The sequence below is a fragment of the Streptomyces sp. NPDC057249 genome, from assembly GCF_042669245.1.
GTDB lineage: Bacteria > Actinomycetota > Actinomycetes > Streptomycetales > Streptomycetaceae > Streptomyces.
The window spans coordinates 1-17,362 of the sequence record NZ_JBHUXS010000025.1 but is presented as its reverse complement, the minus strand read 5'-3'; the positions used below and the strand labels follow the sequence as shown (position 1 = coordinate 17,362).

Here is a 17,362-nt window from a genome sequence, read left to right as displayed (position 1 = left end):
GCATGATCGATGCCTTCCTCGCCGGTGACCTGTCCGACATCGAGGCGGCGGTCCGCGCAGCGGCCGCCGCCGAGATCATGCCCCGCTTCCGGCAGCTCGCCGCCGACGAGGTGGTCGAGAAGAACGGCCCGCACGACCTCGTCACCGTCGCGGACCGGCGGGCCGAGGAACACCTCACCGCCTCCCTCGGCCGGCTCCTGCCCGGCTCGGTCGTCGTGGGCGAGGAGGCCGTCCACGCCGACCCGAAGGTGTACGAGGCACTGGGCGGCGACGCGCCCGTATGGATCGTGGACCCGGTCGACGGCACCCGTCAGTTCGTCCGCGGCGAACCCGGCTTCTGCACCCTGGTCGCCCTCGCCCACCGGGGCGAGCTGCTGGCCTCCTGGACGTACGCCCCCGTCCCGGACGAGATGGCCGTCGCCGTACGCGGCCGGGGCGCGCGGCTCGACGGCACCCCGATACGTTCCGGCTCGCCCGCACCGGACGCCGTGCTGCGCGTGGCGATGTCGCACCCCGACTACACCACCGACGCGCAGAAGGCCGCCCTGCTCGGCCTGCGCGCCGAGGGCTTCGCCGCCCGCCCCTGCGGCTCGGCGGGCCTCGAATACCTCGCCGTGGCCCGGGGAGAGCTCGACGCCATAGCGTTCAGCTGGGAGTACGCCTGGGACCACGCGGCGGGGCTCCTCCTGGTCGCCGAGGCGGGCGGCGCCGAGGCCACGCTGTCCGGCGCCCCGTTCCGCATCGCCGGCGGCAACACCCTGCCCTTCACCGCCGCCCGCGACCACGGCACCGCCGACCGCGTCCTGGAGGCGCTGCGCGCCGGCCGGTCAGAGGCCCAGTAGCTCCCCGGTCGCGCGGCGAGGCGCTGCGGGCCTCGGGGCGGTCGAACACCACGCGCTGCGGTCCGGCGATCATGCGCGGAAGTCCGGGGGCCCGCGCGGCCCCCGGTCATGACGCCAGCACCGCGCGCACCTCGCGTACCAGCTCCGCGGCCGTCTCCACCGCCGCCGCGTCCAGGCCCCGCAGCGCCGCGTCCACCCGGTCCGCGAATCCCGCCGGGGTCCCGGGCAGGGCGGCGGTCGCCGCGATGGCGCCCTTCTCGTTGAGGCACCACGTGCGGTGGTGGGCGTGGAGCGCCTGGGCGAGGATGCCGAAGGCCCGGGAGAGGCAGAGGGAGACATGCAGCCGGTCGCCCGCCGGGGCCGACTTGCGGGCGCCCTGGACGGAGAACTCCGCCTCCCAGGCCGCGCCGGCCAGCGCCTCGCGCAGCGGCTCCGGGTAGACCGCGGTCTCCCGCTTCAGCACCGCCAACTCTCCGCCGGGGTCGGACAGTATGCGCCCGAGGGCGACCTCCCCCGGGTAGGCGGGCGACCAGAAGCCCAGCGGATGTCCCGGCTGGATTCCCACCTCGTAGCGGCCTTCGCGGCAGTCGGCCCAGACCGCCTCGACCCGGTCCAGGTCGCGCAGAATCCAGTCGACCTGCGCGCCGTCCACCCGCAGCCAGCCGCCGGCGTCGACCCACGGTCCCCAGCCGCCGGGGCCGGTCACCTCGACCGGGGAGCCCTGGAACGCGGAGGCCAGTGCGGACAGGGCGGCGGTGTCCGGCGTACCGCGGTAGTACACGCCCAGGTCCCAGTCCGAGTCCGGGCGGTGGGTGCCCCGGGCGCGGCTGCCGCCGAGCATGACGGCCCGGATGCCGGGTACGCGGGTGAGCCGGGCGGCCATCTCGGCGACCCGGGCGGTCATGGCGGAGCCGGCGGGGCTCGCGAGGTTCTCCGATGTCATCGGGCCAGGACACTACCCGCCCCCCGGCTGTCGGTGCCTGCGAATATCCTGGGTGCTCCGACCGTCGGCTGACAAAGGAGTCCGAAGGTGCCGTCGATGCTCGATGCGGTCGTGGTGGGCGCCGGCCCCAACGGACTGACCGCCGCAGTCGAACTGGCCCGCCGGGGCTTCGCCGTCCAGGTCTTCGAGGCCGGGACCGCGGTCGGCGGCGGGGCGCGTACGGAGGAGCTGACGCTCCCCGGCTTCCGGCACGACCCCTGCTCGGCGGTGCACCCCCTGGCCATAGGCTCCCCGGCCTTCGACGCGATGCCCCTCGACCGGCACGGCCTGGAATGGGTCCAGCCCGCCCTCGCGCTCGCCCACCCCTTCCCCGACGGCACCGCCGCCGTGCTCGCCGGCTCGGTGGGGGAGACCGCGATGTCGCTCGGCCCCGGGGACGCGGGCGCCTACCGCCGGCTGCTCGCCCCGTACCTCGGCCACTGGGACACCCTCGCCCAGGACTTCCTGCGCACCCCCTGGGACGGGCTGCCCCGCGACCCGTACCGCTGGGCGCGCTTCGGGCTCGACGCCGTCCAGCCCGTCGCCCTGCTCTCCCGCCGCTTCCGGGACGAGAAGGCCCGCGGCCTGCTCGCCGGCCTCGCCGCGCACGCCATCGCGCCCACGAACGGCCTCGCCACCGGCGGCGTCGCCCTCCTTTTCGCGCTCGCCGCGCACGAGCGGGGCTGGCCCGTGCCGCGCGGCGGCTCCCAGGCCATCTCCGACGCCCTCGCCTCGTACCTCCGGGAGCTGGGCGGCACGATCACCACCGGTACGGAGGTCAAGCGCCTGGACGAACTGCCGCCCGCCCGCGCCTACGTCTTCGACACCTCGCCGGCCGCGCTCGCCCGGATCGCCGGACTCGGCCGTGCCTACCGGGCGTACCACTACGGCGCCTCCTGCTTCAAGATCGACTACGCGCTGTCGGGTCCCGTGCCGTGGACCGCCGACGAGCCCCGCCGGGCCGGCACCGTGCACATCGGCCCCACCGCCGGCGAGATCGACGACGCGCTGCGCCGGGCGGTGGGCGGCCGGGACCCGCGCGTCCCCTTCCTGATCACCGCGCAGCCCAGCCTGGTCGACCCGTCCCGCGCCCCCGACGGCAAGCACGTCTTCTGGGTGTACGGGCACGTCCCGGCCGGCTGGCAGGGCGACGCGACCGAGGTCATCGAACGCCAGCTGGAGCGGTTCGCCCCCGGCTTCCGCGATCTGGTCCTCGCCCGCGCGGTCGCCGGCCCGCCCGGCATCGCGCAGCGCAACGCGAACTACGTGGACGGGGACATCGCCTGCGGCGCGTTCACCGGCCTCCAGACCGTCATCCGCCCCAAGCTCGCCCGCGTCCCGTACGCCACCGCGCACCCGGCGGTCTTCCTCTGCTCCTCCGCGACCCCGCCCGGCCCCGGGGTGCACGGCATGTCCGGACACCACGCGGCGAAGGCGGTGTGGCGAAGGCTGCGCGAGTCGGGGGAGCCCGGCCGCCGCCGCTGACCGGGCGGCGCCGGCCGCCGGGAACTCCGCCACCGCCGGCAGGAACGGCGGACACGGCGCGATCCCGACGTTCATCGACGGGTTCACGCGAGCGGGGGCGTAACGAACGGGGTCGCCGCCGTCTGACGCGGCCCGCCCGCGACCTTTGCCGTGAAGTCCCCCGAACCGGCATGACCAGCGAAAACGTCGGCCGGGGCGGGCTTGTAATGCCCGAGTAACGCCGTCCTCCTAGCGTGCGGACTCCCCCGTACCGTCCCTGGAGGAGCATCCCGATGCACCTGTCCCGATCGCCCCGGCGGAGAGCCGCCGCATGGGCGGCAGCAGCGCTCACCATCACGGGCCTGTTGACCGGCGCCCCGTCCGCCGCCGCGGCCACCGGCCCGACCGCCCCGGTCGACTCCGCCCTGATGAAGGCCGTGGACAAGGGCGGCGAGAGCTCGTTCTTCGTCGTCCTCAAGGACAAGGCCGACCTCACCCCCGCCAAGCGCAAGCACGGGCACGCCGCCCGCGCCACGTCGGCGTTCAACGAGCTGAAGACCAAGGCCCACCAGAGCCAGCGGTCCCTCACCGCCTTCTTCGACAAGAAGAAGGTCGGCCACCAGGACTTCTGGATCGCCAACGCGGTCAAGGTCACGGGGGACCAGGACCTGATCGAGCAGCTCGCGAAGCGCCCGGACGTCGAGCGGATCGTCAAGGAGCGGCAGTACAAGCTCGACGACATCGAGAAGGCGCCCACCGAGGCCCGGACGAAGGCCGCCGTGAAGGCCGCCGCGAAGGCCCGGGCGGCGGAGGAGGGCACCCCCGAGTGGGGTGTCAAGGACATCAAGGCCGACCGGGTCTGGGACGAGTACGAGGACCGCGGCGAAGGCATCGTCATCGCCAACGTCGATTCGGGCGTCCAGTTCGACCACCCGGACCTGGTCGACAACTACCGGGGCAACAACGGCGACGGCTCGTTCACCCACGACTACAACTGGTACGACGCCACCGGCCAGTGCTCGACCGACGCACCCTGCGACAACAACGGCCACGGCACCCACACGATGGGCACCATGGTCGGCGAGAACGGCGTCGGCGTCGCCCCGAACGCCAAGTGGATCGCGGCCAAGGGCTGTGAGACGGACCTGTGCCAGGACAGCGATCTGCTCAAGGCCGGTCAGTGGATTCTGGCGCCGACGGACGCGAACGGGCAGAACCCGCGCCCGGACCTCGCGCCGAACATCGTCAACAACTCGTGGGGCGGTGACGACGGCACCTTCTACACGGACATCCTGAACGCCTGGAACTCCGCGGGGATCTTCGAGGCCTTCGCGGCCGGCAACGACGGTGACGGGGCCACCTGCTCGACGACCCACCCGCCGGGTTCGCAGGCCGAGTCCTACGGCGTCGGCGCCTACGACGTGAACGGCAAGATCGCCGACTTCTCGGGCTTCGGCCCCTCGCCGATCGACGGCTCGGCCAAGCCGAACATCTCCGCGCCGGGCGTCGACGTCCGCTCCACCTGGCCGGGCAACGCGTACAACACGATCTCCGGTACGTCGATGGCGACCCCGCACCTCGCCGGTTCGGTGGCCCTGCTGTGGTCCGCCGCTCCCTCGCTCATCGGTGACATCGACGCCACCCGCGCCCTGCTCAACGACGGTGCGATCGACGTGGACGACACCCACTGCGGCGGCACCGCCGACATGAACAACGTCTGGGGCGAGGGCAAGCTCGACATCTTCGCCTCCATCGACAAGGCCCCGCACACCGCCGCGACGATGACCGGCAAGGTCACCGACAAGACCACCGGCGCCGCCCTGTCCGGCATCACCATCGAGGCCACCGGCGCCACCGGCACCCGTGCGGTCAGCACCCACGCCGACGGCACCTACCGGTTCACGCTCGCGCCGGGCACGTACTCCTTCAAGCTGAGCGGCTACGGCTTCGCCCCGGCCACGGTCTCCGATCTCACGGTCACCACCGGCCAGGACCTCGGTAAGGACTTCGCACTCGCCGCGGTCTCCTCCCACCAGGTCTCCGGCAAGGTCCTCGACGTCCAGGGCCGCCCGCTCGCCAAGGCCACCGTCCAGGTCTCCGGCTCTCCGGTGCCCGCGGTCACCACCGCCACCGACGGCACGTACACCCTGCCGGCCGTCTCCGAGGGCAGCTACACCCTCACCGTGACGCCCGCCGCCCCGATCCTGTGCAACGGCGTCTCGCGCGGCGCCCTGACCGTCGACGGCGACCGGACGGCGAACGTGAAGCTCCCGAACCGCACCGACGCCTACGGCAACACCTGCGCCCCGGCGACGTACTCCTGGATCAAGGGCTCCACCAAGGTGGCGCTCACCGGTGACGAGGACGCCAAGACGGTCTCGCTGCCCTTCCCGGTCGAGCTGTACGGCGTCTCCTACACCAGCGCCTCCGTCTCGACCAACGGTCTGATCAACTTCCTTGAGCCGCGCATCGGTGACTACGCCAACGTCGCGCTCCCCTCGGCCGCCCGGCCCAACGGCACCGTCGCCGCCCTCTGGGACGACCTGCTCCTCGACAAGAAGTCCAGCGTGCAGACCGCGGTCAAGGGCTCTAAGGGCAACCGCTCCTTCGCCGTCGTCTGGAACAACGCCGCCTACGCCGACGGCTCCGGAGACCGCGCCACCTTCGAGGCCGTCTTCGACGAGGCCACCGGCTCGGTCACCCTCCAGTACAAGTCCGTCGCCGACCGCGGCGCGGGCGCCACGGTGGGCATCGAGAACCAGACCGGCGACGACGCCCTGCAGTACTCCTTCGACCAGCCGGTCCTGAGCGCCGGTTCGGCCGTCCACATCGCGCAGGAAGACAAGTGATGAGAGCCCACACCTCGCGGCGCGCCCTGCGGCTCGCCTCCGGACTGGTCGCGGCCGGCCTGGCCCTGACCGCCGCCCCGCACGCCCTCGCCGCCGACAGCGGTGACGGCACCCACGGCATGCGCCTCACCAGCGCCCAGGCCAAGAAACTGACGGACCGCCTCCAGGCCGACCTCTACGGGGACGGCACGGCCGGCATCGACACGAGCGACCCGGCGAAGGTCACCGGCACCGCCGGCGGCTCCCACCCGGACGCCACCGCCGGGAGCGCCGCTCCCCAGGACGCCACCACCGACGCCGCCGCCAACGTCACCATGACGTCCACCTCGTCCGTCGAGGGCGTGAAGGGCTTCGCCGCCACGATGCCCGCTGACAGCAAGAAGGGTGACTACTTCACCCTGCACAGCCTCGGCCACGTCGCGCGCTCCGCCGCCGACGGCACCGAGCAGTGGTCCCATACCGCCACGTCCCTGTACGCCGACTGGGGCGTCAAGCCGCTCCGGGTGTGGGACAGGGAGCTGTACCCGCCGCTCGTCCAGATGGGCTACAACGCCGTCAGCCCCTTCACCCCGGCGTCCGACCAGGGCTACGGCTCCGGTGACCTGTCCGGTGACGGTGTGCCGGATGTCGTCTTCTCGGCCAGCGTGGGCGAGAACCCGCCCACCGGCGTGACCATCCCGGGCACGAAGATGACCTCGGGCACGATCGTCACCGTCCTCGACGGCAGGACGGGGAGCACCCTCTGGTCGAAGTTCTACTCCTACGCGACCATGGTCCAGGTCGTCGACGGCGCCCTGCTCGTCGGCGACGCCCCGCGCATGAACGGCAGTTCCTCGACGTCCGAGACGGCGCGGCTGACCGGCACGCGCTTCTCGTACGCCGACGGCAAGCTCACCGAGTCCAGTACCTGGACGTACGACACCGAGGAGATCCAGCCCGCCACCTGGGGCGCTCTGCAGGACCTCGGCGACGGCAGGGTCGCCGTCTCCTGGGACCTGCGGAAGACGGAGATCACCACCGCGCGCGGCCGCACCCTCGTACTCGACACCGACGACGGTTCGGTCGTCTGGCAGCAGGACAGCGCGCTCTACAGCCGGCAGCTGCGCGTGGACGCCGAGCGCGGCCGGCTCGTCGCCGTGGAGCAGTCCGACCCCAACGACGAGGTCCGTTACGAGGTCGTCGCCTACGACCTCGGCGACGGCCGCCGAACCACCCTGGACAGCCGCGTCAACGTGCTCCCCACCGCCTTCGCGGTCGGTGACCTGACCGGGAACAAGAAGCCCGAGTATGCCGTCAGCGAGTCTTCCCTGACACCCGAGCTGTTCGTGGGAGCCGCCACCGTCCGCGTCCTGGACGGTTCGGACCCGGAGACCGCGCTCTGGCAGCACACCACCAAGCGCGGTGCCGGCAACTACCAGGACGGCCCGAGCACCTGGCGGCTCGACGTCGTCAACAAGAAGCTGGTCGCCGCCGCCCAGGATGACACCGGGATCGGCACGGCCGCCAACGTGAGCGGGCGCTACGCCTCCCTGACGGTCTTCTCCGGCAAGGGCAAGGTGCGCTGGCAGACGAAGGGCGCCACCGCGTCCCCCACCTTCCAGGACGTCTTCAAGGACAAGAGCGGCCGCCACATCCGCGTCGTCGACGGGGACCAGAACGTCCGCACGTACGACTTCAAGGACGGTGCCGAGCAGCGGTTCACGCCGCTCCAGGCCGACATGGCGTACGCGCGGAGCGTCGACGTCGACGGCGATGAGAAGGCCGACTTCGTCGGCGGCGGCAACGCACACGCCGTCTGGGCCTACTCCGGCACCTCGCTGCTGAACGGCAAGCCGAAGAAGCTGTGGCAGGCCACTCTCCCCGGTTCGGTGCACCGCATCGAGACCGCGGACGTGACCGGGGACAAGCAGCCGGAGATCGTCGTCGCCGCGGACAGCGCCGTCGTCGTGCTCGACTCGCGGACCGGCAAGGTCCTGACGACGATCGACGGAGGCGGTCAGTACGTCCGGTCCGTCGTGCTCGCCGACGTCAACGGTGACAAGAAGGCCGACGTCCTCGTCCCGACCGACGCGCTGCGCGCCTACCGGGGCAACGGCAAGGCGCTCTGGACGTACTCCGCGCCCGAGAGCGCCGGTGACGTCCGCTTCTCCGACCCGTCGACGGGCGACGGCAAGGTGTACGCGCAGTACGTCAGCGCCGACGCCATCCAGCTCGACGCCCCTGTCATGCGGGCCGTGCAGCTCGACGCGAAGACCGGGGCGGCGGGCTGGTCCATCGAGCCGAAGGCCCCCTCCAGCGCGCAGGACGGCAAGCTGCGCGGCGGCCTTCTCGACCACGCGGTGTACGCCTCGCCCGAGATCCCCTACGCCGACGGCCACGCCGTCGTCTACACCTGGATCGCGTGGGCGCCGCTGGGCGCCAGCGGCGCGGACGCGCTGCTTCCGTACAACGTCATGGAGATCCGCGACGGCCGTACCGGCGAGATGCTGCACCGCACCTACATGGGCGGGCTGTGGACGCACGGCAACTACTTCGACGGTGACGGCACCCTGATGCAGGCCGGCGCCGCGACCGTCCGGTCGTTCCTGCCGGGCGGCGACGACCACACGCTGTTCCTGACGCCGGACTCGCGTTCCGGGGGATGGCTGACCGCCCCCGGCGGTCAGAAGGTGGTCGTCACCGGTGTCCAGGGCGGTGCCTACCTCTGGGACCCGAGCCTCCTCGACGGTGAGCACCCGTACCCGGCCGCGCTCGGGCGGACGGACGGCTCCGGCTCCTTCTCCGCCCGCAACTACCTCGCCGCCGACTTCGACGGTGACGGCGTGGACGAGGTCGTCACGCTCAACTTCGACGAGCGGGGCGCGGACCAGTCCGCCGAACTCGTCGGCGGCCGCTACCTCATCCAGAGCGACGGGACGCCCAAGACGGTGACGTACAAACTCTCCTGAATCCGGTCCCACCGCGTAAACCACAGGACCCTCCGGGCACCGCCCGGAGGGTCCTGTGCGTCCCCGGATAAAGTGGCGCCCTCATGAACGCGCGCCAGACAGCGGGCACCGGCCCGACAGCACCACTGCTCCGCATACGCCTCCTCGGGGGATTCCGGGTCACTCGCGACGGCGGCCCCGAACCCGCCGCCCGGTGGCCGAGACTGACCGCCCAGTCGCTGGTGAAGCTGCTCGCCGTCGTCCCCGGACACCGGCTCCACCGCGAGCAGGTCATGGACGTCTGCTGGCCCGACGCGGACCCCCAGGCCGCCCAGGGCAGTCTGCGCGTCGCCCTCCACGCCGCACGCCGCGCCCTGGAGCCCGAACTCGCCTCCCGCGCCGCGTCCTCCTACCTCGTCTCGGACGGGCCCCTGCTCTGCCTCGACCCCCGCACCGTCCGGGTCGACGTGGACCACGCCCAGGACGCCGCGCGCGCCGCCCTCGCCACCGGTGACGCGGACGCCCTGACCCGGGCCCTGGAGCTGTTCTCCGGCGAACTGCTCCCCGACGACCGCTACGCCGACTGGGCCGAGGGCCGGCGCTCCGAACTCGCCGGGCTCAAGGAGAAGCTGCTCCTGGGGCTCGCCTCGGCCCACCTGGAGGCGGGCGCTCCCGGGGAGGCCGCCGCCGTCGCGGAACAGGTCGTCGCGGCGAACCCGGCCGAGGAGATGGCGCACCAGGTCCTCATCGGCGCGTTCACCCGGCTCGGCCTGCGCCGCCGCGCGGTGCGTCAGTACCACGTCTGCCGGGCGGCCCTCGACGCCGAGCTGGGCGTACGGCCGGGCCCGGAGACCGAGCGCCTGCACCGCGCCGCGCTCGCGGCGGAGCCCGCCGGACCGCCCGCCGCGCCCTCCCTGCCCGCCTCGCTCCGCGTGCCCGCCGCCACCCCGCTGCGCGGGCGCGAGGCCGTGCTCGGGCGGCTGCTCGCCACGGACGGGCGTGCCGTCGTCAACGTGCTCACCGGCGAAGCGGGCGTCGGCAAGACCCGGCTGGTCGGCGAGGTGGCCCGGCAGGCCGCCGCGTCCGGCACCGCCGTCCTGTGGGGCGGCGGACACGACGCGGAGGGGCACACCCCGTACGGCGCCTTCGCCGAGGCCCTGGACGGCTGGCTGGCCGAACGCGACGAGGCGGAACGCGCCCGCGTCGGCGGCGAGTACCCCGAACTGGCCGCTTTCCTGCCGGCGCTCGGCCGGGTCCGCGCCGACTCCGAGCGCAGTCCCGAGGAGGAGCGCGACCGGCTCTTCCGCGCCACGGCCGGCCTGCTCGGCGAGCTGGCCTCCGTCCAGCCGGTGCTGATCGTGCTGGACGACCTGCACGCCGCTGACCTGGGCTCCTTCCAGCTGCTGAGCCACCTGGCCCGGCGGGCGGCGCGAACCGACGGCTGGCGGTTCCTCGTGACGTACCGCGAGGAGGAGATCCCGGACGGAGACCCGCGCGGTGCCGGCCTGTCCTCCCTGACCCGCCAGGGCCTCGCCGTCCGCGAGGACGTCCCGCGCCTGGACCAGGAGGCGTGCCTCGCCGTCGTACGCGACACGGTCGGGCCGACCGCCGCCCCCGCCGCCGGCGCCCCGGACCGGATCTGGGAACTGTCCCTCGGCAACCCGCTGTTCGCCGTCGAGCTGGCCCACGGCCTGGCCGACGGTGCCGGGACCGTGGCCCCGGACGGCGTCCGGCAGCTCGTCGCGGACCGGCTGGCGCGGCTCGACCGCGACGCCCGGAGGATCGTCGAGGCGCTCTCCGCGGCCGGACCCGAGACATCGTTGTCGGAGCTGCTCGACGTCGCCGCCCACGGACTCCACCCCGCCGTCACCGGGGGCGCCGCGACCGACGCGCTGGAGCGGGCCATGGGCGCCTCCCTCGTCGAGGAACGGGACATCCTGGTCGGAGGCCGGCACGAGGCGGGTCTCACCTTCCGCCACCCCCTGGTGCGGCTCACCTGCTACGAGAAGCTGTCCGCGGTCCGCCGCAGGCAGCTGCACGGCGCCTTCGCGCAGGCCGTGCTCCGCCGCCGCCCCGACGCCGTGGACACCCTGGCCTCGCACTTCACCCGCGCCGACGACCCGCGCGCCGCCGAATACCTGCGCCGGGCCGCCGCCCGGGCCGCCGCTCTCTTCGCCAACGACACCGCCGACCGCTACTACCGCGACCTGGTCGCCCGGCTCGACGTGGACGCCGCCCGCGCTCGCCTCGCCCACAGCCAGGTGCTGCGCCGCATGGGGAACTTCGCCCAGGCCGCCGAAGTGCTGCGGCTCGCGCTGGACGAGTTCGTCCGGCGCGGCGACCACGAGGACATCGTGCTGGCGGCGGCCTGGCTCGCCGACACCCTCGGGCGCACCGGCCTGCCCGACGCCGGCCGGCAGGTGCTGGCCGCGCACCCGGTCACCCCCGGCACCGCGCCGGAGCCGGCCGCGAGCCACTACCTGGCCCAGGCCGTGCTGTGCCGCATCCAGGGCCGGTACGAGGACGCCCACCCGGCCGCCCGGCAGGCGGTGGCCGCCGGTCAGCGGGTGGCCGGCCGGGCCGGGCACGGGCTGCTGGCCCGGGCACACTCGCTGCGGGCCAGCATCCTGGGCCTGAGCGGCCGGCTGGACGAGGCCCGCGAGGCGGCCGACCTGGCGCTGGCCCCGGCCGAGGCGTACGGGGACCCGACGCTGCTCGGCCAGGTGCTGTCGACCCTCCGGGAGAACGAGCGGCGGAGCGGGCAGCTGCGCCGGGCCGTCGCCACCGGGCAGCGGGCCCTCGACCTGGTCGAGCAGTCGGGTGACCCGGCCGGGGCCGCCTTCGAACGCGCCAACCTCGCCGAACTGTGGATGCTCCTCCAGGAGTTCGGCACCGCCCGCACGCTCGCCGAGGCGGCCGTGGCGGGCGCCGAGCAGGCCGATGCCTGGTGCCTTCCGTACACCCAGGCGGCCCTCGCCCTGGTCCGGATGCGCACCGGGGACGCCCCGGGCGCCGCCGCGCTGCTGGACCGGGCGCAGTCGTCGCCCGGGCTGGTGGACCGCCAGGCGGGCCACGAGGTGCGCGCGGCCCGTGCCGAACTCGCCCTGCGTGACGGACTCCCCGGCCACGCCCGGCGCGCCCTGAAGGGCCACGAGCGGGACGTGCCGGTGCTCGCGGCCTGGGCGGAGCTGCACAGCGGCCGCCCGGAACCGGCGCGCCGGCTGGCCGCGGACGAGGTCGCCCGCGCCGCCCGGACCGGCGAGCGCATCGCGGAGGCGGACGCGCTCACGGTGCTGGCGCTCGCCCTGCACCGGCTCGGCGACGCCGGCGCGGCCCGCGAGGCGCTGACACGTGCCGACGACCTGGTGCGGACCCTGCCCTACCCGGCGGGCGCGGTCCACGCGGCCGAGGTGCGCGGGCTCATGGAAACGGAGCCGGACAGGCCCTAGACGGGGGCGGTCCGGCTCCGTTCCGGGGTGCCTACGCGGGTAGCCGCTCCAGCAGCCCCGCGAAGTCGGTGTCCGGCGCCAGGGTGCCGAAGGCCAGCCCCCGGTCCCCGGCCAGCCGCGAGGCGCAGAACGCGTCGGCGACCGCCGCCGGCGCGTGCCGGACGAGCAGCGAGCCCTGGAGCACCAGCGCCGCGCGCTCGATGAGGCGCCGGGCCCGCAGCGGGGCGTCCTCGGTGAGGACCAGTTCGCCGCGCAGCTCCTGCCAGGCCGCGTCCAGCCGGCGGTCCGCCCCCGAGGCGGCCTCGACCTCGGCGCGGAAGGCGTCCAGCGACTCCGGCTCCCGGGCCAGCGCGCGCAGCAGGTCAAGGGCGTTCACATTGCCCGAGCCCTCCCAGATGCCGTTGAGCGGCGCCTCCCGGTACATGCGCGGCAGGCCCGAATCCTCGACGTAGCCGTTGCCGCCGAGGCATTCCAGCGCCTCCGCGACCGCGACCGGCTGGCGCTTGCACACCCAGTACTTGGACACCGCCGTGGCCAGCCGCAGGAACGCCCGCTCCCGCGCGTCGCCCCGCTGGGCCCGGTCGGCGGCGCCGGCCAGCCGCAGCCCGAGCGTCGTCGCCGCCTCGGACTCGACCGCGAGGTCGCCGATCACATTGCGCATCAGCGGCTGGTCGATCAGTTTGGCGCCGAACACCGAGCGGTGGCGCACATGGTGGGCGGCCTGGGCGAGCGCGGCGCGGATGCCGGCGGCCGAACCGATGACGCAGTCCAGACGGGTCATCGTCACCATGTCGATGATGGTGCGCACGCCCTTGCCCTCGGGGCCGACGAGCCAGGCGACCGTGTCGTCGAACTCGGGCTCGCTGCTGGCGTTGGACCGGTTGCCGAGCTTGTCCTTGAGCCGCTGGATGCGGAAGGTGTTGCGGCTGCCGTCCGGCAGGACGCGCGGTACCAGGAAGCAGGAGAGGCCGCCCGGTGCCTGGGCGAGGACCAGGAAGAGGTCGTTCATCGGGGCACTGGTGAACCACTTGTGCCCGCGCAGCCGCCAGGTCCCGTCGCCCGCCTCGGTGGCCACGGTGGTGTTGGCGCGCACATCGGTGCCGCCCTGCTTCTCCGTCATGCCCATCCCCGCGAGCAGACCCGGCTTCTCGGCCGGGGTGCGCAGCCCGGCCTCGTACACCCTGCTGGTCAGCAGCGGTTCGTACGTCTTCGCGAGGTCGGGGGCGTGCCGCAGGGCCGGGACCACGGCGTACGTCATGGAGACGGGACACAGGTGGCCCGCCTCCAGCGTCGACATCACCATGAATCCGGCCGCGCGCGCCACATGGGCGCCGGGGCGCTCGTCCGCCCAGGCGGCGCCGGCCAGCCCCGCGCCCACCGAGGCGTTCATCAGGTGGTGGTAGGCGGGGTGGAAGTCCACCTCGTCCACGCGGTGGCCGTAGCGGTCGTGGGTGCGCAGCACGGGCTCGTTGACGTTGGCCTGCTCGGCCCACTCCTGGGCCTGCGCGCTGCCGACGAGGCGGCCGAGCCGGTGCAGCTCCTCGGTGTGCCACTCGGCGCCCTCGCGGCGCAGGCCCTCCAGGAGCACCACGTCGTCGGCCGCGTCGTGACCCGTCAACGGCGGTGCCTGGTTGGTCACTTCGTGGGTCGCGGCCGTGGGGTGGGAGCGGGGGGCGGCGGTTTCGGGCACGGGAGCCTCCTGGTGGAAGGGGTGTCAGGGCAGCTGTGCGGGCGGGGCGCCCGCACAGCGCAGAGCCATGGCGACGAGTTCGGTGAGCAGCGCCTCGGTGGTCTCCCCGTCGCCGGCGCCGAGCGGATCGACCAGGACCTCGCCGACCGCGCCAGTGAGCGCGGCGGCGGTGATCTCGCCGTTCTGCGCGGGCAGCAGGCCCTCCTCGATGCCCTCGTGGACCACCTCCGCGAACAGGGCGCGGTAGCGGCGGCGGTACTCCAGGCGTTCGGAGCCGACCGCCGGATCGGCCGGGGCCGCGAGCAGCGCGAAGGCCAGGCCCCGGTTCTCCAGGGCGCGGCGGGCGAAGACCTCGACGCCCCGGGCCAGCCGCTCGACCGGTGTCCCCGGCTCGCGCAGCACCTTGCCCAGCACCTCGACCTCGCGGCCGGCGGCGCGCCGGAAGACCTCGACGGCCAGGGCCGCCTTGGAGGCGAAGTGCTGGTAGACGGAGCCGGCCGCGATGCCGGCCGAGTCGGCGACGGCGGTGACCGACGCCTGCGACCAGCCGACCTCCGTGACCACCGAGGTGGCGGCGGCGATCAGATGCTCCCTGGCTGCTTCGAGCCGGCTTATTTCGGCTGGGGTCTTGCGGTAGGCCATGAAAGAAGTGAACCATCATTCAGAGTTTCCCGCCATGGTCCGTCCGCACGGTCCGGTTCGTCAGGAGAACGTCATGCACCTCAGTACCCTGCTGGACAGCGCCGTCCGCTCGGCCGGCGACCACGAAGCGGTCGTCTACCGCGAGCAGCGGTGGTCCTACCGGGAGTTCGCCGACGCGGCCCGCCGTGCCGCGACCGTGCTGCGGGAGGCCGGACTCCGGCCCGGCGACCGGCTGGCCGTGATGACGTACAACACCCCCGCCTTCCTGTTCGCCGCGTTCGGCGCCTGGTACGCGGGCGCCACCCTGGTCCCGGTCAACCACAAGCTCCGGACCGCCGAGGTGGCCCGCCAGCTGGCCCACTGCGGGGCCGCGGTCGCCGTGGTCGACGCGGAGATCGGCGAGCACGCCACCGCCGCCGGCGCCGGGGTGACCTGGCTGGTCAGCCACCCCGACGCCGAGCCGGACACCCTGCCCGCCGACGCGTTCGAGGCACGGATCGCGGCGGCCGAACCGTACGCCGGGGAGCCGGGTCCGGACGACGAGGTCGCGCAGATCCTGTACACCTCGGGCACCTCCGGCACCCCCAAGGGCTGCGTCCACACGCATCGGACGATCACCCTGACGGCCGCCTACACCGCCGCCGCCATCCCGCTCCGCCGGGACGAGCGGTTCCTGATCTGCATGCCCGTCTGGCACGCCTCCCCGCTCAACAACTGGGTGATGGGCACGCTGCTGACGCGCGGCACGGTGGTCCTCCAGCGCGAGTACGAACCCCGGGGCATGCTGGAGGTCATCCAGCGCGAACGCGTCACCGCGATGTTCGGCGCCCCGATCGCCCTCATCGCGCCGACCCAGGCGGTCCCCGACTTCGCCTCGTACGACCTCTCGTCCGTGCGGGCCTGGATCTACGGTGCCGGGCCGCTCGACGCGGGCACCGCCCGCCGCCTCATGAAGGCGTACGGTTCCGAGAACTTCCACCAGGTGTACGGGATGAGCGAGACCGGCCCGGTCGGCGCCTCGCTCCCGCCCGCCGAGCAGGTCGCCAAGGCCGGTGCGATCGGCCGGGGCGGCATGCCCGGGGTCGAGCTGCGGGTCGTGCGCCGGGACGGCGCCGACGCGGGGGCGGGGGAGACCGGCGAGATCTGGCTGCGCTCCGACACCCGCATGCTGGGCTACCTGGACGACGAGAAGGCCACCGCCGAGGTGTTCGCGGGCGACTGGTACCGCAGCGGGGACCTGGGCCGGGTCGACGAGGACGGGTTCGTCACGGTCGTGGACCGGATGAAGGACGTGATCATCACCGGCGGCGAGAACGTCGCCTCGCAGGAGGTGGAGGGCGCCCTGCGCGGCCACCCCGACGTCCTGGACGTCGCCGTGGTCGGCCGGCCCCACCCCCAGTGGGGCGAGACCGTGGTCGCCGTCGTCGTCCCGCGCGAGGGGGCCTCGCTCGGCCTGGAGGGCGTCCGCGCCTGGCTGGAGACCCGGATCGCCCGCTACAAGGTGCCCCGCGAGCTCGTCCTGCGCCCCGACCTGCCCCGCACGCCGTCCGGGAAGATCACCAAGCACGTCCTGCGGGACGAGCTGACGCGGTGAGCCCGGGGCCGCACCCCTGCGGGAGGGGGCGGGCCCGGTCCGCGTAGGGTCGGGGCATGGCCGACGAACAGGTGCCCAAGGCGCGGCGGGGCCCCGGCAGACCTCGCGAGGAGCGCGTCACCCGGGCCGTGCTGGACGCCGTCGTGGCGCTGGTGACGGAGCACGGCATGGGCGCGCTGACGATGGACGCGGTGGCGGCCCGGGCCGGCGTCAGCAAACCCGCCATGTACCGGCGTTGGGCCACCAAGCAGGATCTCGTCCTGGCCGCCGCCGAGTCCAGGATCGGGCCGCTGACCGTCCCCGACATGGGCGACTTCCGGGCCGAGCTGCGCGCCGTGCTGACGGCGCGCATGGAGGCGTACCGGCAGCCCGGCGTCTCCCGCCTGCTCGCCGGGGTGATCGGCTCCGCATCCGAGGCGGGCGCCGAGCCGGGCGCGTACCGCGACTACACGGCGCGCGTGATGAGCGAGACCCGCCATCTCCTGGAGCGCGGGGTGGCGCGCGGCGATGTCCGGCCCGACGTCGACCTCGCCGCCGCCGCGACGCTCGTCGCCGCCTCGCTGGTCTTCCGCATGGTCGGCGAACAGCGCCTGCCGGACCAGCGGTTGGTGGACTCCGTGGTGGACCTGATCGGCCGGGCGGTCGCCGCCCCGGCGTAGCCGCGTACGCCCTTCACCCGGCTCGCCGCCGGGTACTCCGGCATGCCCGGAACCGGCCGGAAGGGTCGCTGGACAGCCCGCGGGGCCGCCGGGAAATCGATGCGCCAGACCCCTTGCCCCGCCGCATCCTCATATCGATACTGCTGGTTACGTAATTAGCGCACCGCCGGGAGGAATCTCAATGATGAAGTCAAGCCGTCTGCGTGACCGGTGGGGCGGAGGTGAACAGCCTCTTGTCACGCAGCATCGCCCAGAGCACGTCGA

General features: G+C 73.9%; 10 protein-coding genes. 7 read left to right on the top strand and 3 right to left on the bottom strand.

Features of this window, described 5'->3' with window-relative positions; translation table 11 throughout:
* The first annotated feature begins 2 nt into the window (after positions 1–2).
* A complete protein-coding gene (locus ACFUJY_RS31905; protein WP_383306067.1) occupies positions 3–842 on the top strand; it encodes an inositol monophosphatase family protein in 840 nt (279 codons plus the stop codon).
* Positions 843–948: 106 nt separating this feature from the next.
* Here the strand turns inward: ACFUJY_RS31905 and ACFUJY_RS31900 are convergent, their stop codons facing one another.
* Positions 949–1,785 (bottom strand): nucleotidyltransferase domain-containing protein, encoded by an 837-nt coding sequence (locus ACFUJY_RS31900; protein WP_383306065.1) that lies wholly within the window; start codon positions 1,783–1,785, stop codon positions 949–951.
* Positions 1,786–1,872: 87 nt separating this feature from the next.
* On the opposite strand from ACFUJY_RS31900, the gene ACFUJY_RS31895 reads away from it, so the two are divergent.
* From ACFUJY_RS31895 to ACFUJY_RS31880, 4 genes are all read left to right on the top strand, one after another.
* Positions 1,873–3,309 (top strand): phytoene desaturase family protein, encoded by a 1,437-nt coding sequence (locus tag ACFUJY_RS31895; protein ID WP_383306063.1) that lies wholly within the window; start codon positions 1,873–1,875, stop codon positions 3,307–3,309.
* A gap of 272 nt (positions 3,310–3,581) precedes the next feature.
* Positions 3,582–6,137, top strand: coding sequence for a S8 family serine peptidase (locus ACFUJY_RS31890; protein ID WP_383306061.1), 2,556 nt, complete (start codon positions 3,582–3,584; stop codon positions 6,135–6,137).
* A complete protein-coding gene (locus ACFUJY_RS31885) occupies positions 6,137–9,085 on the top strand; it encodes an FG-GAP-like repeat-containing protein (RefSeq protein WP_383306059.1) in 2,949 nt (982 codons plus the stop codon). The genes ACFUJY_RS31890 and ACFUJY_RS31885 overlap by 1 nt, the downstream gene beginning before the upstream one ends.
* An 83-nt stretch (positions 9,086–9,168) precedes the next feature.
* Positions 9,169–12,513, top strand: a complete 3,345-nt coding sequence (locus ACFUJY_RS31880) for an ATP-binding protein (protein ID WP_383306057.1) — start codon at positions 9,169–9,171, stop codon at positions 12,511–12,513.
* A 31-nt stretch (positions 12,514–12,544) separates the two neighbouring features.
* On the opposite strand, the gene ACFUJY_RS31875 is transcribed toward ACFUJY_RS31880, so the two are convergent.
* Positions 12,545–14,203 (bottom strand): acyl-CoA dehydrogenase family protein, encoded by a 1,659-nt coding sequence (locus ACFUJY_RS31875; protein ID WP_383306055.1) that lies wholly within the window; start codon positions 14,201–14,203, stop codon positions 12,545–12,547.
* 24 nt (positions 14,204–14,227) lie between these two features.
* Positions 14,228–14,845, bottom strand: coding sequence for a TetR/AcrR family transcriptional regulator (locus tag ACFUJY_RS31870; RefSeq protein ID WP_383306053.1), 618 nt, complete (start codon positions 14,843–14,845; stop codon positions 14,228–14,230).
* Positions 14,846–14,918: 73 nt separating this feature from the next.
* Between ACFUJY_RS31870 and ACFUJY_RS31865 the strand changes: the two genes are divergently transcribed.
* Together ACFUJY_RS31865 and ACFUJY_RS31860 are read left to right on the top strand one after the other, a co-directional pair.
* The gene (locus ACFUJY_RS31865) at positions 14,919–16,439 is read left to right on the top strand and encodes a class I adenylate-forming enzyme family protein (protein ID WP_383306050.1); all 1,521 of its coding nucleotides are present in this window, start codon (positions 14,919–14,921) and stop codon (positions 16,437–16,439) included.
* Between the two features lie 56 nt (positions 16,440–16,495).
* Positions 16,496–17,098: a TetR/AcrR family transcriptional regulator gene (locus ACFUJY_RS31860; protein WP_383306048.1), complete on the top strand. Its 603-nt coding sequence runs from the start codon at positions 16,496–16,498 to the stop codon at positions 17,096–17,098.
* Positions 17,099–17,362: the final 264 nt, after the last annotated feature.